This window comes from Mycobacteroides immunogenum (genome assembly GCF_001605725.1).
In the GTDB taxonomy this organism is placed as follows: domain Bacteria; phylum Actinomycetota; class Actinomycetes; order Mycobacteriales; family Mycobacteriaceae; genus Mycobacterium; species Mycobacterium immunogenum.
On sequence record NZ_CP011530.1, the window covers coordinates 2,356,026 to 2,373,934 of the forward strand.

At 65.5% G+C, this 17,909-nt stretch carries 12 protein-coding genes; 7 read left to right on the forward strand and 5 right to left on the reverse strand.

The features are described from left to right. The first annotated feature begins 3 nt into the window (after nucleotides 1-3). The 6 genes from ABG82_RS11665 (at nucleotide 4) to ABG82_RS11690 (ending at nucleotide 5,619) form a co-directional block, all read left to right on the forward strand. Nucleotides 4-408 (forward strand): PPOX class F420-dependent oxidoreductase, encoded by a 405-nt coding sequence (locus ABG82_RS11665; protein ID WP_078343453.1) that lies wholly within the window; start codon nucleotides 4-6, stop codon nucleotides 406-408. Between the two features lie 10 nt (nucleotides 409-418). Further along, nucleotides 419-820 carry a PPOX class F420-dependent oxidoreductase gene (locus ABG82_RS11670; protein ID WP_043079143.1) on the forward strand — a complete coding sequence of 134 codons (402 nt, stop codon included), beginning with the start codon at nucleotides 419-421 and terminating at the stop codon, nucleotides 818-820. Between the two features lie 39 nt (nucleotides 821-859). Further along, nucleotides 860-1,369 carry an FxsA family protein gene (locus ABG82_RS11675; protein WP_043079144.1) on the forward strand — a complete coding sequence of 170 codons (510 nt, stop codon included), beginning with the start codon at nucleotides 860-862 and terminating at the stop codon, nucleotides 1,367-1,369. A 146-nt stretch (nucleotides 1,370-1,515) separates the two neighbouring features. Then, nucleotides 1,516-3,051: an amidohydrolase gene (locus ABG82_RS11680; protein WP_043079183.1), complete on the forward strand. Its 1,536-nt coding sequence runs from the start codon at nucleotides 1,516-1,518 to the stop codon at nucleotides 3,049-3,051. Next, entirely contained in the window at nucleotides 3,044-4,852 is a 1,809-nt protein-coding gene (gene lnt / locus ABG82_RS11685) for an apolipoprotein N-acyltransferase (protein ID WP_043079145.1), read from the forward strand. The genes ABG82_RS11680 and lnt overlap by 8 nt, the downstream gene beginning before the upstream one ends. 5 nt (nucleotides 4,853-4,857) lie before the next feature. After that, on the forward strand, nucleotides 4,858-5,619 hold the full coding sequence (locus tag ABG82_RS11690) for a polyprenol monophosphomannose synthase (RefSeq protein WP_043079146.1): 762 nt from the start codon (nucleotides 4,858-4,860) through the stop codon (nucleotides 5,617-5,619). 14 nt (nucleotides 5,620-5,633) lie between these two features. On the opposite strand, the gene ABG82_RS11695 is transcribed toward ABG82_RS11690, so the two are convergent. The 5 genes from ABG82_RS11695 to ABG82_RS11715 all read right to left on the reverse strand — a co-directional run bounded on the left by ABG82_RS11695 (nucleotide 5,634) and on the right by ABG82_RS11715 (nucleotide 11,316). Then, on the reverse strand, nucleotides 5,634-6,395 hold the full coding sequence (locus ABG82_RS11695) for an SDR family NAD(P)-dependent oxidoreductase (protein WP_043079147.1): 762 nt from the start codon (nucleotides 6,393-6,395) through the stop codon (nucleotides 5,634-5,636). A 12-nt stretch (nucleotides 6,396-6,407) separates the two neighbouring features. Then, the gene (locus ABG82_RS11700; protein WP_043079148.1) at nucleotides 6,408-6,743 is read right to left on the reverse strand and encodes an RNA polymerase-binding protein RbpA; all 336 of its coding nucleotides are present in this window, start codon (nucleotides 6,741-6,743) and stop codon (nucleotides 6,408-6,410) included. Between the two features lie 196 nt (nucleotides 6,744-6,939). Next, nucleotides 6,940-7,833 carry a class I SAM-dependent methyltransferase gene (locus tag ABG82_RS11705; protein WP_043079149.1) on the reverse strand — a complete coding sequence of 298 codons (894 nt, stop codon included), beginning with the start codon at nucleotides 7,831-7,833 and terminating at the stop codon, nucleotides 6,940-6,942. A gap of 67 nt (nucleotides 7,834-7,900) precedes the next feature. Then, complete coding sequence (locus tag ABG82_RS11710; RefSeq protein WP_043079150.1) at nucleotides 7,901-10,921, reverse strand: MMPL/RND family transporter; 3,021 nt, start codon at nucleotides 10,919-10,921, stop codon at nucleotides 7,901-7,903. After that, nucleotides 10,918-11,316, reverse strand: a complete 399-nt coding sequence (locus ABG82_RS11715; RefSeq protein WP_052511069.1) for an MmpS family transport accessory protein — start codon at nucleotides 11,314-11,316, stop codon at nucleotides 10,918-10,920. The genes ABG82_RS11710 and ABG82_RS11715 overlap by 4 nt, the downstream gene beginning before the upstream one ends. 225 nt (nucleotides 11,317-11,541) lie before the next feature. Here ABG82_RS11715 and ABG82_RS11720 point away from each other — a divergent pair, with 225 nt between their 5' ends. Then, nucleotides 11,542-17,907 carry a type I polyketide synthase gene (locus ABG82_RS11720; protein ID WP_043079152.1) on the forward strand — a complete coding sequence of 2,122 codons (6,366 nt, stop codon included), beginning with the start codon at nucleotides 11,542-11,544 and terminating at the stop codon, nucleotides 17,905-17,907. The last annotated feature ends 2 nt before the right edge of the window (nucleotides 17,908-17,909 follow it).

The window sequence follows — 17,909 nt, forward strand, 5'->3', positions numbered from 1 at the left end:
GTGATGGCCCGGGACAAAGGATTAGACATCGCGACCGTGGCGATGGGCCGATACATCTTGTTGACCACCTTCACGAAAGCTGGGGTGCCCAAGCCGACTCCCATGTGGTTCGTGACCGAGGGGGACGAGCTGCTGATGACTACCGGAGGCGACTCCTGGAAGATCAAGCGGATCCGGCGCAGCCCCAAGGTGATGGTGGCCGTGTGTACCCAGCGCGGGAGAGTGATCAGCCCGGCCGCGGAGGCCACGGCCGCGGTGGTCGAGGACCCGGCTTCCGTTGAACGCATCCGTGCCACGGTGCTGAAGCGCTACGGATTACTGGGCCGGATAGCGTGGGCGTTCAACACGCGCCGCGGCGGGGCCCGCGTCGGAATTTCGGTGACGCTCGGCGCACCGGAAGATCACTGACATACCTACGATGGTCGGCATGGGTGCGAACCTCCCGGCGCCGACGTTCGATGACATCTGTGCCGCCAAATATGTCTTGTTGACCACCTACACCAAGGATGGCCGGGCCAAGCCCGCCGCCGTCTGGGCAGCGCCCGAGAACGGCGAGTTGTTGGTGTGGACCGAGACGAACTCCTGGAAGGTGCGGCGAATCCGGAACACCTCGCGGGTGACCTTGGCTGTGTGCGATGTACGGGGCAAGGTTCGCAGCGGCGAGATCGAAGGAACCGCGCGGGTCCTTGACGCCGACGGCACCGAGCGGGCTCGCGCGGCGATCACCCGCAAGTACGGGCTGGTGGGGTGGGTGTTGGTCAAGGCGAGCATTCTGCGCCGCGGCAGCAGCGGCACCATCGGGTTGGCTGTCACCGCCTGACCCCGGGAACCCGGCGGCCGGGCGGCTCGTTGAACCCGTATGTGGCCAGGCCTGTTTCTGCTGTACGTGATCGTCGAGGTGTCCGCGCTCGTGGCGCTGACCTCCGCCGTCGGCATCGGCTGGACCGTTCTCGCCGTTGTGGGAGCCTTCTTCCTCGGTCTGATATTGGCCGGCTCACAGGCCAGGCGTGCCCTTGACCAGCTGCGGCGCGGTACCAGGTCGCCGGGCGGCGCCGTCGCCGACGGCGCACTGATCGCGTTGGGCACGGTCGCGGTGGTGATCCCCGGATTGGTTTCCTCGGCCATCGGACTGTTGCTGCTGCTACCACCGACACGTGCGGTACTTCGGCCGGTCCTGACGCTGGTCGCGGCCCGGCAGCTCAGCCGACGTGCACCGCTGATCACCGTCATTCCCGCGGGGTACGGCGCGTATCAGAGCACGCGCCCCCAGAATGGCAGGGCCGACTACATCGATGGCGAAGTGGTCGATGTCAGCGATGAACAAGCCGGACCGGCGCGATATCGCCCCGGCCACGACCTGACTGCGTAGACGTCGCCCGAACCCGGCAGAATTACCGAGTGCAGACTCTTCACGCGGGCGGCTCTTCGGGATCTGATGCTCTTCGCGCGAGCGGCTCATCGCAACTACTCATCAACGCACGCGTGCACAGCCCGTCGCATCCGGCGGCGACCGCGATGGCCGTGACCGGCGGTGTCATCAGCTGGATCGGCGACGACGACCTGGGCCGTACCGAGTTCCCGGACGCCGACATCGTCGACCTGGAGGGCGCCTTCGTCGCGCCGGCCTTCGTCGATGCCCATGTTCACGTCACGGCGCTGGGGTTGTCCATCATCGGACTGGACCTGTCGGGCATGACCTCCCGCGAACAGTGCCTGGCCCGGCTGACCGCATACGCCGGTGAGCACGACGACACGGTGATCTGGGGGCACGGCTGGGACGAATCGCAATGGCCGGATCGGCATCCGCTCTTCACGGCCGACCTCGACGCGGCAGTACCCGGCCGAGCCGTCTACCTCTCCCGCATCGACGTGCACTCGGCCGCCGTTTCGACGGCACTTCGTCGGCAGGTGCCGGGGCTTGCCGAGGCCTCCGGATTCCATCCCGAACACCCGCTGGCCGGTGCCGCGCACCATGTGACGCGTTCGTACGCGCGCGGTGCGCTTACGGTCAACGCTCGGGCGCGGGCACGGCGTGCGGCCCTCGACCGTGCGGCATCACTTGGCCTGGTGTCGGTGCATGAATGCGGAGGGCCCGAGATCGGCGGGCTGGAGGATTTCCGTGAGCTGTTGGCTACCGAACATGGGGTGCAGGTCACCGGGTATTGGGGGGAGGCGGCCCGCGATCCCGGGCACGCGCGCCAGCTCATCGCCGAGACCGGGGCCGCGGGTCTGGCCGGAGATCTCTTTGTCGACGGCGCACTGGGATCGCGTACCGCCTGGTTGCGGGAGCCGTACCACGACGCGCCAGATACCTGTGGTATTCGCCATCTGGATGCCGAAACCGTTGAGACGCATCTGGACTCGTGCACACAAGCGGGCATCACCGCGGGATTCCATGTGATCGGGGATGCCGCGGTCGCTCAGGTGATCGACGCGCTCGGCCGTGTTGCCGAGCGCCACGGAGTGCCCGCGGTGGCCCGCTGCGGTCACCGCCTGGAGCATCTCGAAATGGTTTCCGCCGCACAGGCCGAGCAACTCGGCCGCCTCGGCGTGATCGCCAGCGTGCAGCCTGCCTTCGACGCACTCTGGGGCGGTCCCGACGGCATGTACGCGGAAAGGCTCGGCGTGCACCGAGGTGCCCAGCTAAACCCGCTGGCGCTGTTAGCATCCCAAGGCGTGCCCCTCGCGTTCGGTTCCGATGCCCCCGTTACGCCCATCGATCCGTGGGCGACGGTGCGGGCGGCGGCATATCACCGCAGCGCGAGCAGCTCCGTCTCGGTCCGCGCGGCATTCAGTGCCGCGACCCGGGGTGGTTGGCGCGCACAGGGTATCCACGACGGCGCGACCGGCACATTGACCCCGGGTGCGCCTGCCAGCTACGCGATCTGGGAGACAGGGGACTTGACCATCAACACCAGTCAACCGGGAGTTCAGCGCTGGTCCACAGATCCGCGTTCGCGTGTTCCAGCGCTGCCGGATCTATCGGATAGCGCCGCTGCGCTCCCCAAATGTCTGCGAACTGTGCACCGCGGCAAGGTGATCCATGGCTGACGAAATTGTTGAGGAGTCTGTTGACGAGACGCGCGACGAGGTAGTGGCCGACCTCGCCGGTGAGGAAGTTGAGAGTCTGGCAGGCGACACGCCTGAGGCTCCCGAGGACGCAGGCCCCTCGCGCGGCAAGCTCTTCGCGGCCGCGCTCGGTGCGCGCGCCATCGCATTCGGCCGCGCATGGATGCGGGCTGCCACCCGCCAGGGTGCGGCGCTGGCCGCGGGCTTGGCATTGTGCGCAAGCTTCCCGCCGTGGGGCTTGTGGTGGGCGGCTTTTCCCGCGCTGTCGGTCCTGGGACTGGTGCTCTGGTCGCCGAAGACCAGGTTGCGTGGGGGCCTCGGATACGGGTTGCTGTTCGGTCTCGCCTTCTACGTTCCGCTGCTGCCCTGGACCGGTCAGCTGGTGGGTGCGGTGCCATGGTTGGCGCTGTCCCTGTTATGCGCGCTCTGGGTGGCCCTGTTCGGCGTACTTGCGGTGGCCGTGCGGAACCTGCCCGGCTGGCCGCTGTGGTTCGCCGCTGCGTGGACCGCCACGGAATGGGGTAAGGCAAGCGTCCCGTTCGGTGGATTCCCTTGGGGTCGTCTTGCTTTCGGGCAGGGCGATAGTCCGATGCTGGGGCTGGCGCGGTATGGGGGAGCGCCACTGGTGTCCTTTGCGGTGGCCCTGGGTGCGTTTGCCGTCACCGCGCTGGGTATCGAGATGTACCGGTGGTGGCGTAGCCCGTCGGTGGGGCCCGATGGTGCCCGTCCGATGCCCTCGGTGCTGCTGCCCGGAGTATGTGTGTGTCTGGTGCTGTTCGCGATGGCGGTCAGCTGGCAGCAGGTCCGGCACGCGAGCCACGGTGCGACTGACGGACGGACCGTCACCGTCGCGGCCGTCCAAGGCAATGTGCCCCGCCTTGGCCTGGATTTCAACGCGCAGCGTCGCGCCGTGCTCGACTATCACGTCAAAGAGACCATGCTGCTGGCCCAGGATGTCAAGGCAGGCAAGGCTCCGGCCCCGCAATTCGTGGTGTGGCCGGAGAACTCGTCGGATATCGATCCGATCCGCAACGCGGACGCGGCGGAGGCCATCAACGAGGCGGCGCAGGCCATCGGGGTACCCATTCTGGTCGGCGGAGTGCTCCGGCACCCCGACTCCACCCCGGAACAGCCCAAGGCGATCAATTCGATCATCGTGTGGGATCCGAATACCGGCCCGGGAGAACGCCACGACAAGCAGATCGTGCAACCGTTCGGCGAGTACCTGCCGTGGCGCAGCTTTTTCGCGCACTTCTCCGAGTACGCCGATCGCGCCGGATACTTCGTCCCCGGTGACGGCAACGGTGTCGTGACTGCCGGTGGAGTGAAGATCGGTGTTGCCACCTGCTGGGAGGTGCTCTTCGACAGGGCACTGCGGCAGTCCACGCTCAACGGTGCCGAGATTCTTACCGTTCCGAGCAACAACGCACTGTTCGGCAGCGCGATGAGTGAGCAGCAGCTGGCCATCTCCAAGGTGCGAGCCGTTGAGCACGACCGCGAGGTCGTCGTTGTCGGCACCACCGGGATCAGCGCTTTTGTCTCCCCGGACGGAGTCGACGCGGGTCGCACCAAGTTCTTCGAACCGGCCTATATCGACATGCAGGTGCGACTGCACAACGACCTGACACCGGCCACCCAATGGGGTCCCTGGGTGGAATGGGCGCTTGCTCTGATCGCTGGACTTGCCGTCCTGGCCTCGGCTGGCCTGGCGATACTGCACAATGGAGGGCTGAAGAGGCCCGAACCTGAGGTTGAGACGGCCTCACCGACTAAGGAGACCTGACCGGAGTGGATCCCGTGACCGAACGTCCGAGCGCCCGGACCCTGGTGATCATTCCGACGTACAACGAGCGGGAGAACCTCCCACTGATCCTCGGTCGGTTGCACAAGGCGCAACCCAGCGTGCACGTGCTGATCGTCGATGACGGCAGCCCGGACGGCACCGGCGAGCTGGCCGACCAGGCCGCGCTTGCCGACCCGGAACGTGTGCATGTCATGCACCGCAAGGAGAAGGGTGGCCTGGGCGCTGCCTACATCGCGGGCTTCGGCTGGGGTCTGGCCCGTCAGTATTCGGTGCTGGTGGAGATGGACGCCGATGGCAGCCATGCTCCCGAGCAGCTATCCCGGTTGCTCGACGCGGTGGACGCCGGGGCAGACCTGGCGATCGGATCTCGATATGTGCCCGGCGGGACCGTGGTCAACTGGCCATGGCGCCGGCTGGTGTTGTCGCGCAGTGCGAACGTCTATGCCCGGCTGGTGCTCGGGGTGAAGCCGCATGACATCACCGCGGGTTACCGCGCCTACCGGCGCGAGGTGCTCGAAAAGCTGGATCTGGCGGCCGTCGAATCACATGGATACTGCTTCCAGATCGACCTGACCCTGCGCACCATCGCACACGGTTTCGAGGTCGCCGAGGTACCCATCACCTTCACCGAACGCGCGATCGGTGAATCCAAGATGAGTGGCTCGATCATCAATGAGGCCCTGGTCAAGGTGACCAAATGGGGTGTGCAGAGCCGCCTGGACCGCGCCCGCGGCGTCAATCGCTGAGCTAGTCAGAGACCTCACGCATTGCGCGCCATCAGGCCACCGTCGACGGGTATGACCGCGCCGGTCAGATAGGACGCGACCGGAAGGCACACGCTCAATGTCATGTGGGCGACTTCCTCGGCGCGACCGTAGCGGCGTAACGCGGTGCGCCGACGGGCGTAGGTTTCCTTGTCCTCCGCGGAAATCGCGGCCGTCATGGCGGTATCGATCGGCCCCGGGCAGATGCAGTTCACGGTGATCCCGTCCCTGCCCAGATCGACGGCCAAGCTTCTGGTCAGACCGGCCAGACCCGATTTGGCCGCGACATAGGGACTGTCATATGGGGTGGCGCCCAGCGCCTCCGTGGAGGCAATGTTCACCACCCGTGGCGCAGGAGAGGTCCGCAGGAACGGAAGCGCCGCACGAACCACCCGCACCGGTGCGGTCAAATGCACGGCAAGCGACCGATCCCAGGTGTCGCCGTAGTCCGGGTCATCGAGTGATCGGAAGGCGGCGAAGCCGGCGTTGTTCACGACGATGTCCAGGCGGCCGAACCGGGCACCGACAGCGGCGACAACCTCGGTGATCTGTGCGTCATCGGTGACATCAAGTGCCCACGGCACCGCGGAATCACCGATCGCGTCGGCGACTGCTTTCGCATCCTCCAGGCGCAGATCGGTGACCGCGACAAATGCCCCGTCCTCGGCGAAAACCCGGGCCGTGGCCTCACCCATACCGCTCGCGGCGCCGGTGATCAGCACGGCCGAACCGGCGACCGATCTACCCGACGCACTCATTGGCGTGCGCGACTAGCCGCGGCGGCGACCCTTGATCAGTTCCAGACGCTCTTTGAGCAGCTCATCGAGCTCTTCGACACTGCGTCGCTCCAGGAGCATGTCCCAGTGCGTGCGCGGCGGCTTGACCTTCTTGGGCTCGGGCACGTCGCCATCGAGGAGCGTGCCCTCCAGGCCGTTGCGGCACGCCCAGTTGGCCGGGATCTCGGCGTCGTGAGCGAACGGAACATCGAACTCTTCGCCGTTGTCGGTGCGGTAACGGGCCATGCGACGCGGCGCCAGGTCGTGGTCACGATCGGTTTCGTAGCTGACGGCACCGAGCCGGCTGCCTCGTAGAACACGATCTGCCATGTGTACTTCTCCTCTTCACTGCGGGTCTCTGCGATCGGATCCCGCGTTCGATTGCTGGTGGCTGTCTACCTCAACGCGATATCTGCGGCATTAGTTCCCTGTTCACGCAGGTTGTGGCCCTCATTATAGTTCGTGAACACCGGTCCGACCGTCACCGCTACGTATCTGTGACGCGTGGCGGAGATTTACCGCCGTCTCAGCCTCGCTGCGCGGTCGTGATCGCTGCCCGGCCGTCGACCAATGACTGACCGATATCGGTCGAGGCGTAGTGCTGTAGCAGCTCACGCGTGGTCAGGTGTGCCTCGCACGTGAAGCCATGCGAGGCCAGCAGCGCGTCCGCGTCTGCCGCGGTGAGTCCGGTGAGATACGGCTCCCCGAATCGTGCGGCGGCCTGGGTCCAGAGCCGGGCACGAACGGACGTGCTGTCGCCGGCCACGACGTTGGTGTCCAGATAGTCGAAGACCAGATGGCTACCGGGCGCGCACAGCGCGGCGAGGTCGGCCAGCGTCGCGTCAAGTGCTTCGCGGGTGAGGTAGGCGGTCACCCCAAGCCAAACGATCAGACTGGGCCGGGTGGGATCGAATCCGCTGTCGAGAAGCCTCTCGCGAAGCACGTCGTGCTCGAAATCGCAAGGAACCCAAACAATGTCGTCATCAGAATGGGCGGTTCGCAGCTTGTCCATCACGGCGCGTTTGTCGGCCTGGGTGGTGGGCGCGTCCACCTCGAAGATCTTCACGGGGTTGTCCCAGGCCCGGCGCAGTGCCGTGGTGTCGAATCCGGCGCCCAGGAGCACCAACTGGCCAACACCTTCGCCGACCGCGGCCTCGACCACATCGTCGGTGTAGCGCGCCCGCAACACCAGAAAATAGTGGCCCGCCGCTCCGAACACGGATTTCAGTACTTCGATGAATAACCGGGCGGCCCAAGGATGGATCAGACACACCCGCAAAAGGGGACTCTGAATGAAATATCGCGAATAGGGATCGTCGAGCAGACGCCGATCCGGCGGCTGCAACGTTTCCGCCGCGCGCTGGGCGGCACAGGATTGCGCGGTAAAACTTGCCCGGCGGTCAAGACGGCGGCTTTTCACGCTGTGGTCTCCGAATCTGGTGGCCAACAATTACCAAAACTGTGGTTTTCCTGCGAAGGTTGCGTTTCTATGCCGGACTCGTTCCGGCGGTCGGGCGAATCACCGCCGGATCGGTCTCCCGTAAAGCGCGGCAGGGCACCCGCATGGGCCACCAGAACCACCGGCCCAGAATGGTCGCGATAGAGGGGATCACGAGAGAGCGGACGATGAGCGTGTCGAGCAGGAGTCCGACACCGACGGTCGTGCCGATCTGGGCGAGAGTGCTGGAGTAGCCGGCGATGAGCGCGAACATGGTGAAACCGAAGATCAGGCCGGCGGTGGTGACCACGCTGCCGGTTCCCACCATGGAACGGATGATCCCGGTTTTGATCCCGGCGCGCAGCTCTTCCTTGAACCGCGCTACGAGCAGCAAGTTGTAGTCGGCGCCGACGGCGACCAGGAAGATGAAGGAGCACGGTGCGACCGCCCAGTGCAGCGGCAGACCCACGCCGTGTTGCCAGATGGCGACGCTGAGCCCCCACGCCGAGAGAAACGACAGCCCGACCGTGCCCACGACGGCGACCGCGGCGACGAAGCTGCGCAACAGCAGCAGGACGACACAGAAGACGAAGGCGAAGGCCGCCACGGCGCTGGTGATGAAATCTTCCTTGGCGAAGGCGGCGATGTTGAGCAGCGTGCCACCGGCGCCACCGATGCTGACCTTGCTCCCGCCCAGCGAGGTGCCCTTGAGTGAGGCCTTGGCCGTGGGGATGATCTGCGCGCTGTAGTCCATGCTCTCGCGGCTGAATGAGTTCACGTCGCCCATCACGAGCATGCGGGTGATCTTGCCGTCCGGTGAGAAGAAGACGGAGAGCGCGGACTGGAACAGCGGGGATTCGAAGGCCTGGCTCGGCAGGAAGAAGTATCCGCTCGGGTCTCCCTTCATATAGGTGTCGGCGATCTCCCGCAGGAAGGCGGTGACCTCATTCATCTGAACCAGCAGCGAGTCCGCCATCCCGCGGATGGGCGTGAGTGTCTGTTGCGAGTCGGCCAGGAAGCGATCCAGCATCCGCACCTGCGTCACCAAGTTGGGCAATGACTCGGAGGCGACGCGGGACGCGTCCACGAGATCCTCGAACTTACGGCCTCCCGCCTGGTTGAGTCCGTCGAGGACTGCCAGGCCGGTGAGCGCCGTGTTGCAGGGAATGAGTTGCCTGCAGTCGGGAACCATGTCGACCAGCTGGCCCGCGGTGTCGATGCCGCTCGCCAGCATCGGCTGCATCTCGTTATGGATGCTCTTCGCCGTCTTCAACAACTCGATGAGCCGCTGCCGGGTGGCATTACCGGTGCCGCCGGGTAGGTCGACAGCACGCTGGGTGACCTCAAGATCCCGCAGGACCACCTTCACGCCCACGGAGAGCTGATCGATCTGGCCGGTGATTCTGGCGATGCCGTTGAGTTGTGTACTGACCATCTCGGCGATTTGGGACATCCGTTCGCCGATGTAGCCGCCCTGATAGGTCAGCGTGCCCTGCGGTAGCGGCGAGATGAGCGGCCGGGTAATGCCTTGTACCGCTTGGACACCGTCCACGGAGTAGACCGCGTTGGTCAGCTTTGCCAGTGCGATCAGGTCCGCCGAGTTGCGCATGTCGTGGTCGGACTCGACGAAAAGCAGGTTCGGGTTCAGCAGGTTGGGCGGCAGATGCCTGTCGGCGGCATCCAGGCCCAGATTTGCCTCGGTGTTGGCGGGTTGTGCCGCGCGTTCGTTGTAGCTAATGACGTAGGTGGGCAGTACCAGGATGGCGAGCGCGAGCACGGCCAGGCTGCCGGCAAGCACCGGGCCGGGCCAGCGGACCACATGGGTGGCGATGCGTCGCCATCGCCGCACCGCCCGGTCGCCGCGCGGCTCGTAGAACCCGAGCCTGCAGCCGATGGCCAGCAGGGCGGGGCCAAGGGTCAGTGCGGCGGCAAGAGCGGTCAGGATGCCGATGGTGCAGGGCAGACCGGAGGTGGAAAACGCTGCGAGTCTGGTCAGCGTCATACACGCGGTCGCGCCCGCGACGGTCAGCCCCGAGGCGAAGATGATGCGTTGCACGCTGGACAGCGCGGTGTAGTACGCCGAGGTCGGATCCTGCCCGGCCCGTCGCGCCTCTTGATACCGGCCCAGCAGGAAGATGCCGTAGTCAGTTCCCGCGCCCAGCACGATGCCGGCCAGCAGACTCGACGCGAAGATGGAGATGCCGATGATTCCGTGCTGGCCGAGGAGGGCCACGATCGGCCGGGCGGTGACCAGTGCGACCGCCACGACGAGCAGCGGCATCGACGCCGTGAACAGTGAGCGGTAGGTCAGCGACATGATGATGGTGATACAGATGGCGCAGGCGATGATGATCGGCAGAATCGACCGATTGATCGCCAGCAGTTCATCATTCACCACTGCCGAGGGGCCGGTCACGTAGATCTTGACGCCATCGGGCGGTGGGTACGCCTTGACGATGTCGCGCACGGCCTGGGTGGATTCCATGGCCAGTGCGGTGCCCATGTTTCCGGAAAGATTCAGGTAGCTGAAGGACGCCTTGCGGTCCCGGCTCTCGAATGCCGGTGCGAAGGACGGGTCGGACCACAGGTCGATGGTGGTGATGACGTGTTTCTTGTCGGCCTTGAATTTCTCCATCAGGTCCGCGTAGTACCGGTGCATCTCCGCGCCGAACGGTTTGTCGCCCTCGGCTAGGACTGCCACGAAGTTGTTGGTGCCGCCATTGCCGAAGTACTTGCCCATGTTGGCGAGCGCCTGCACCGAGGACGCCTCGTCGGGCAGGAAGGACAGGGCGTGCCCCTCGATCACCTTTTCCAGTTGTGGCCCTGCGGCATTGAGCCCGCACGCGAGCAGCACCCATAGCACGACGATGGGGATGGAAAGTCCATACATGAGCCTGGCGTACAGGGGTCTGTGCTGCCCGGTGTCGGCGTAGGTCTCCCGGCGGAACGGCACCACGAACTCGTTGCGTACCCGCCTACCGAATGCCCGTGATCGAGCCGAGAACGTCTCGGCGCCAACGGGAGCGGCTATCGGGCCGGTATCTGCTTCGCTCTCGTCCTTCTTCTTCATGCGACTTGTACCTTGCAGCTGGCGATGCCTCCGCTGGCGGTGGCGACTTGCTCGTCTCGGACCTTCCCGTTGACGGTGATCCTGCATCCGACCCCGGAGCTGTTGGACTGCACGACCATGCTGGTCACCAGGGACGGCTCCACGGTGCGTAGCGCCTCCTGCCAGGGCAGGACCGTGTCGACGTTCTGGTTGTGGCCGTCGTCGTCCAGGTAGGACACCGTCGCCGGAGTCCCGGCGGGGCCGACGGCCTCGTATTGGACGGTCCGTTCAGAAAGGCTGCCCAGCGTGGGGAGGCGGCTGACCGTCCCGGCCGCCTCGTCGGGGATGTCGCTCGCACGCAATTTGAGGATGAACAGCGCCGCGACGGTAAGCACCGCCAGCACAACAAGATACACCCAAGCGTTTCTCATTGATTGGCCTTTGAGGGAAGCGGCAAAGTCATTGTGAAACACCCTTCGTGTTGCCAATCATGCGCGTACAGTGCGAATTCCACAGGATGACAGGGCAGGTAAAGCATCTTTGATGGTGACGATGATGGCAGATGAGCTGAGGGTGTCCCGCGGTTTCCGCAAAAGTTTCGATGTTTCCGGTTCGTCCAATTACTAGGAGAGGGCAGCACATTGGTCGCGGTGGCCATCATTGGCATTGGATGCAGGTTTCCCGGTGGAATTGGCGATGCGGACAGTTTCTGGAACTTTGTGTTACACAAAGGCGACGCGGTCGCAGACATTCCGAAAGACCGGTGGGACGCGGATAAGTATTACGATCCGGACCCCGACACCCCGGGACGGATGTACACGCGCCGGGGCAGCTTTCTGACACAGGAGTTCCGGCGGTTCGACGCGGACTTCTTCGGGATATCGCACCGCGAGGCCGCCGTCCTGGATCCTCAGCAGCGGCTGCTTCTCGAGACCACCTGGGAGGCGCTCGACGACGCGGGGATCGCGGGGCAGGCCCTGGGCGGCAATGTGGGAACGTTTATTGGCGGCTTCATGAATGACAACATGATCAGCCGGGGGTTGGCCCGAAACCTTGAGAAGATCAACAACTTTGCCGCATTCAGCGCCTCGCAGACGCTGCTGTCCAATCGCATCGCCCACGCCCTGGATCTGTGGGGGCCGAGCATGACCGTGGACACCGCATGTTCCTCCTCGCTGGTCACCACGCACCTGGCGGTGCGGGCGGTCGCGAACGGCGAGTGTGACGTGGCGCTTGCCGGCGGGGTGAACGTCATGTTCCAGCCGGAGACGTTCATCACCATGTGTAAGGGCCGATTCCTCGCTGCCGACGGCCGCAGTAAGTCGTTCGACGCCGCAGCCGACGGTTATGGCCGGGGCGAGGGCGTCGGGATTGTGGTGCTGAAGAACCTCGAGCAGGCCCAACGCGACGGTGACCATATATATGCGGTGATTCGCGGCAGCGGGGTCAATCAAGACGGACGAACCATCGCGCTACCGGTACCAAACCCGGTGTCGCAGCAGCGTCTCGCGGACCGGGTGATCAAGGAGGCGGGTATCGATCCGGCGCTGGTCGGGTACATCGAGGCCCACGGCACGGGCACCAGTGTGGGCGACCCGCTGGAGGCGCAGGCGTTGGGCCACTCGTACGGCAGGGTGGCCGGGCGGGCGCAGCCGTTGGTGATCGGCTCGGTGAAGAACAACTTCGGGCACACCGAGGCCGCCGCGGGAGTCGCGGGCTTGATCAAGGCCGCGCTCACCGTGCAGCGCCGCACCATCGTGCCGCAGGTAGTGCTGGACAAGCTCAATCCCGAAATTCCGTTTGACGAGTTGCGGATCCGGATCCCGACTGAGGTCGAGCCGTACCCAGATCTAGGCGCACCGGCCTATGCGGCGGTCAACAGCTTCGGCTATGGCGGGACCAACGCGCACGTGCTGGTGCAGGAGCCGCCCGCGCCGGTGCCGACGGAGGCTCCGGCTCGGGACAGCATCCGGATCTTCCCCGTCTCCGCGCGCAGTGGTTCCGCGCTGCATGAGGTGGCCGGGCGCTATGCCAAGCAGTTGAGCTCGGATCTCTCCCAGGACGGTGCGCAGCGCTTGAAGACCGCCGCGACGGCTCGTCGCGCGCAGCACTACCTGCGCAAGGGGTTCGTCTACCGTGATGCTGATGATCTTCTCGCGCAGCTGAATACCTATGCCGCGAGCGACGAGGCGGCCCCGCCGCGCGCCCTCGTGGAGGGGATCTCGGACCCGGTGTTCGTCTTCAGCGGCATGGGCCCGCAGTGGTGGGGAATGGCGCGCGGTCTGCTGGAGCAACCCGGAGACTTCCGCGACACCGCTGCCGAGATCGATGAGGTGTTCCGCGAGGTTTCGGGCTGGTCGGTGATCGCCGAGCTGCTGCGACCGCAGGCGGAGTCGCGGGTAAGCCGCACCGAGGTGGCCCAGCCGGCTAACTTCCTGGTGCAGTCTGCACTGGCAAAGCACCTGCAACAGTTCGGAATCCGGCCCACGGCTGTGGTGGGACACAGTGTCGGCGAAGTGGCTGCTGCGTATGTCAGTGGCGCGCTCTCGCTGCGGGATGCCGCTACCGTCTCATTCCACCGGTCGCGTCTGCAGGCGAAGACGGCGGGGTCGGGCGGCATGCTCGCGGTGGGCCTTGACGCCGACGAGGCCCAGCGCCGTGCCGCACGATTCGGCACAGCGGTATGCGTCGCCGCCATCAACAGCACGGCGGCGACGACGCTCTCCGGTGACTCCGCGGCACTGCAGACCCTGCACGACGAGCTTGCCGGCGACGGGATTTTCGCCCGAATGCTGCACGTCGAGGTGCCGTACCACAGCCAGCTCATGGATCCCATCCTCGGTGAACTGGCGACCTCACTGGCGGGGCTGACCCCCTGCGCGGCAGAGGTTCCGGTGTACTCCACGGTCACCGGAGAACAGATGGACAGCGCGGCCTTCGCCGAGCCCGACTACTGGTGCAAGAACGTGCGCGACAGCGTCTTCTTCGCGAAAGCCATCGACACACTCATCGCAGACCGGTACCGCGTGTTCCTGGAACTCGGACCACACCCGGTCCTTCTCGGGAACATCCGCGAAAGTTTTGTGCGCCACAGCGTGTCCGGTGCCGCCATCCAGACACTGCACCGTGACCAGGACGATGAACAGTCGGTGCTGCAGGCCATCACCGATCTGTACGCGGTGGGGGCGATTGACTCCCCGGGGCAGGCCGATGTCTACGAGAGTGGCGTAGTCCCGCACATGGACCTGCCGAAGTACCCGTGGTCTCAAGAAGAGGTGTGGGAGGAAGACCCCCTCACGTTGCGTGCGCGATACGGCGACGCTGATCGCTTCGCTCTGCTCGGCGACCGCGCGGAGACGTTGACGCCACAGTGGGAAGTTACCCTCGCTCCCGCGAATCTGCCCTGGCTGCCCGACCATACGGTGCTGGGCTCTGTCGTGTTGCCCGGAACCGCATACCTGGACGCCGCGTTGTCCGCGGTCCGCCAACGCTCTGGCCGCGCTCAGGCCGGGCTCGATTCGGTGGTGTTCGCGGTGCCGTTGGTGGTCGCCGACCATGACGCCCCGATCACGCGCATCACGGTGGATGAACCGACCAAACGGTTCACCGTCAATGGCCGTTCCGCGCACACCCAACTGTGGACCGCACATGCCAACGGGCGGTTGGTCGAGGCGAATCTGGGCACGAAGCGGATTGACGTCCCGACGCAATCGGCGAACGACCGGGTGTTCGACGGTGCGGACGTCTACAAGGGTTTGTCTGCCGTGGGGCTTTCGTACGGTCCGGCATTTCAGCGGATCCAGAGTGTGCGGATCGGCGCGGCCGGCTGTGTCGCCCAACTCGCGAGCCCAGAATCCGCTTCCGCGCCAAGGCATGCCGTACATCCCGCGCTTGCCGATGCCGCCCTGCAGTGCATTGCGGTTCTGTTGGCGGCGCGCCCGGAGCTGGACATACCGCCGACGGCGCACGTGCCGGCGTCCATCGACCGCGTACGTCTCTATCGCGAGGTACCCGAGGATCCGATCGCGGTCGTCGAGATCACCAGCACGCAGCCGTTGTGTGCCAATGCCTACCTGGCGTCGCGGGACGGTGAGGTCGCGCTGGCCATGACCGGGGTCACGCTGCGCCCGGTGGGATCGGCCTCGACGCCGCTGTCCGAGCTTGAGCAGTACTTCTACGAGCCTCGTTGGGAGCCTTTGGAAGAGGAGGTTGAGGGTCAACCCGCGCCCACTGTTGCGGCACCCGCGGCCCGCCCCGCGAACGCGATCGTGGAGATCGCACAGGTACCCCTCGCTGTTGCCGAAGGAGCCCGTCGCGCGGCCGCCGCGGGTGTGGCCGTCCTGAATGTGGACACCGTGGAAAAAGCGAATCTCGCAGAGACTTTCGCCGAGGCCCTGCATCGGGACGAGTTCTTGAGGGTGTTGGTCACGGTGGGCTCCGGGAAGTCCGCGGTGGAGAATGTCGCGGGGCTCGTCACCGTCGCGCAGTCGCTGCGCATGGTCATGGAGGCCGAGACCGAACGCGGTGTCGTGAGCCCGGACGTACAGGTGGTCCTCGTCAGCAAGAACGCTTTCCTGGCTCCGGGTGATCGCGACCTGGATCTCGATCAGGTGGCATTGGTGGGGGCGCGCCGAGTGCTGGCGAACGAGCAGCATCCCGCCAAATGGTCTCTGGTGGATCTGCCGGCGGCCGCCAGCGCCGAGGAGGTGACCGCGGAGATCGGCGCGATGAACCGCGCCGAGGAAGTCGCGGTGCGCCAGGGTCTGCACTGGACCCAGCGCATGCGGCGGTCCCTGCCCGAACTCGTCGCACCCTGGGAAGAACCATTTGAGCCCACAGATCCCGAGGTGGCCTATGAGGTGCAGATCCCAGATACCCGCACGCTCAAGGACATCAAGCTTCGTGCCTGCGATCGCACCGAACCGGGCCCACGGCAGGTGGAGGTCCGGATCGAGACCGTCGGACTCAACTACAAAGATCCGCTCAAGGTGCTGGGTATCCTGACGGAGCGTGAGCTCGGCAAGACGTATTTCAAGTTGGAGCCCGGTATGGAGGGCTTCGGTGTCATCACCCGCATCGGCTCGCAGGTCGATGAGGTGCAGGTGGGCGAAAGCATCGCCGTCGCGGAGCGGGGCCTGCTGCGCCGCTACCTGACGTTCGACCTCGACGGCGGCGCGGCCTGGGAACCGATTGCGGATGTGCACCTGCAGCGCGATGAATTCGACCCTCTCGCAGTGGGTTCCGGGGTCCCGTTCTTCACCGCGGGCTATGCCTTCTACAAGCTGGCCGATCTGCAACCCGGTGAGACCGTTCTCGTGCACGGTGCGGCGGGCGGCATGGGCATGGCTGCGGTACAGATCGCGGCCAATATGGGCGCGGTCGTCTATGCGACAGCCGGTAGCGAGGAGCGGCGCCGCGCGGCGCTGGATCTGGGTGCCACCGCGGCCTTCGACTCGCGGTCGGTCGGATTCGTCGACGACATCCTGCGGATCACCGATGGGCGTGGGGTAGACGTCATCTACAACTCACTCCCGGGCGAAATGATCGCCCAGAACTTCGCGGTCGCGGGGGAGTTCTGCCGCATCATCGAGATCGGGAAGGCGGACATCTACTTCGGCGGGGCGACGGATCTCAAGCCGTTCAGCGGCAACCTGTCGTTCCACTCGATCGATATGGACCGCATGTTGCGGTTGCGGCCGGAGATCTTCCGCGAGCTGCGCCGCGAATGCACCGAGATGCTCACCGCGGGCAAGCTCACTGCGCTGCCGTACACGAGGTTCCCGATCGAGGAGATAGTGGGGGCGTTCGAGGCGGTGTTCCGTGCGGAACATATGGGCCGCATCGTGCTGGATCTGCGCGACCAGACTCCTACGCTGTTGCCCCGAAAGTCCGAGCCAGTCCCGGTGCGTCCCGGCCATTCCTATCTGATCACCGGTGGATTCGGCGGGTTCGGATTGGCCACCGCCCGCTCGCTGGCCAGGGCCGGTGCAACCCATCTGATTCTGGCCAGCCGCAGCGGTGCCACCACCGACGTGGCCCGCGCGCAGATCGAAGCCTTGCGCGCGGCCGACGTCGATGTGTGGGAAGAGCGGATCGATATCAGCGACTACGACCAGGTCGCGGATCTCGTGGCGAAGGTGGAGGCTTCAGGACATCCGCTGCGCGGTGTCTTCCACGCCGCCGCGGTGGCCCATGATGAGGTGATCGCAGATATCAGCGCGGAGTCGCTGCACAAGGTGTTCGGGCCCAAGGTCGAGGGTGCCCGCAATCTCGACAAGGCCACGCGCGAGCACGACGTGCCACTCGATCACTTTGTGCTCTACTCCTCGATCAGTGGACTCATCGGCATCGTGCCGCAGCTGACGTATGCGGCGGCGAACAGCATGCTGGACGGGCTCGCCGCTTCCCGGCACGCGGCCGGGCTGCCCGCGCTGGCGGTGAGTTGGGGCGCGATGAGTGGCGGCGGCATGGCCGAATCGGATGCCATCGTGAAGTTCCTCGACTCGGTAGGGCTGCGCCGCCTCAACATGGATATGGGGGCGGCCTTCATACAGGAATGTTCACGCTTCCCGCTGCCGCAGGTCGCTATCGCGGGCATCGACTGGGGAGTGTTGCGCACACCGTTGCCCTCTACCGCCAAGAGCACACGTTTCGCGCATCTGTCCGCGGAGGCGGCCGCCGTATCCAACGAGCAGGCGGCATTCCGCGCGGCAGTGTTGGGATTGCCGGAGGAGGAGCGCGGGCCGATGGTCACCAAGGAGCTGGCCAAGGAACTCGCCAATGTCCTGAAAGTCGATGTCGACAGCATCGATCCCAAGGGGCCGATTGCCGATCTGGGGATCGACTCCCTCATGGCGGTGGAGTTCGCGGCGCGTGCGGGCAAGCAGTTGAACATTCAGATCAGTGCGTTCCAGTTCACCCCGGACCTCACCCTCGAGGCGGTGGGTGCCCGGGTAGCGCTACTCATCGCTCAAGGGGTCGGCGATCCCGACCATGATGGGATGTAGTT

What these genes read in the sequence shown, in the direction of transcription:
- ABG82_RS11665 (WP_078343453.1), top strand. Translation starts at nt 4, where the DNA reads ATGGCCCGGGACAAAGGATTAGACATCGCGACCGTGGCGATGGGCCGA.
- ABG82_RS11670 (WP_043079143.1), top strand. Translation starts at nt 419, where the DNA reads ATGGTCGGCATGGGTGCGAACCTCCCGGCGCCGACGTTCGATGACATC.
- ABG82_RS11675 (WP_043079144.1), top strand. Translation starts at nt 860, where the DNA reads ATGTGGCCAGGCCTGTTTCTGCTGTACGTGATCGTCGAGGTGTCCGCG.
- ABG82_RS11680 (WP_043079183.1), top strand. Translation starts at nt 1,516, where the DNA reads ATGGCCGTGACCGGCGGTGTCATCAGCTGGATCGGCGACGACGACCTG.
- lnt (WP_043079145.1), top strand. Translation starts at nt 3,044, where the DNA reads ATGGCTGACGAAATTGTTGAGGAGTCTGTTGACGAGACGCGCGACGAG.
- ABG82_RS11695 (WP_043079147.1), bottom strand. Translation starts at nt 6,395, where the DNA reads ATGAGTGCGTCGGGTAGATCGGTCGCCGGTTCGGCCGTGCTGATCACC.
- ABG82_RS11700 (WP_043079148.1), bottom strand. Translation starts at nt 6,743, where the DNA reads ATGGCAGATCGTGTTCTACGAGGCAGCCGGCTCGGTGCCGTCAGCTAC.
- ABG82_RS11710 (WP_043079150.1), bottom strand. Translation starts at nt 10,921, where the DNA reads ATGAAGAAGAAGGACGAGAGCGAAGCAGATACCGGCCCGATAGCCGCT.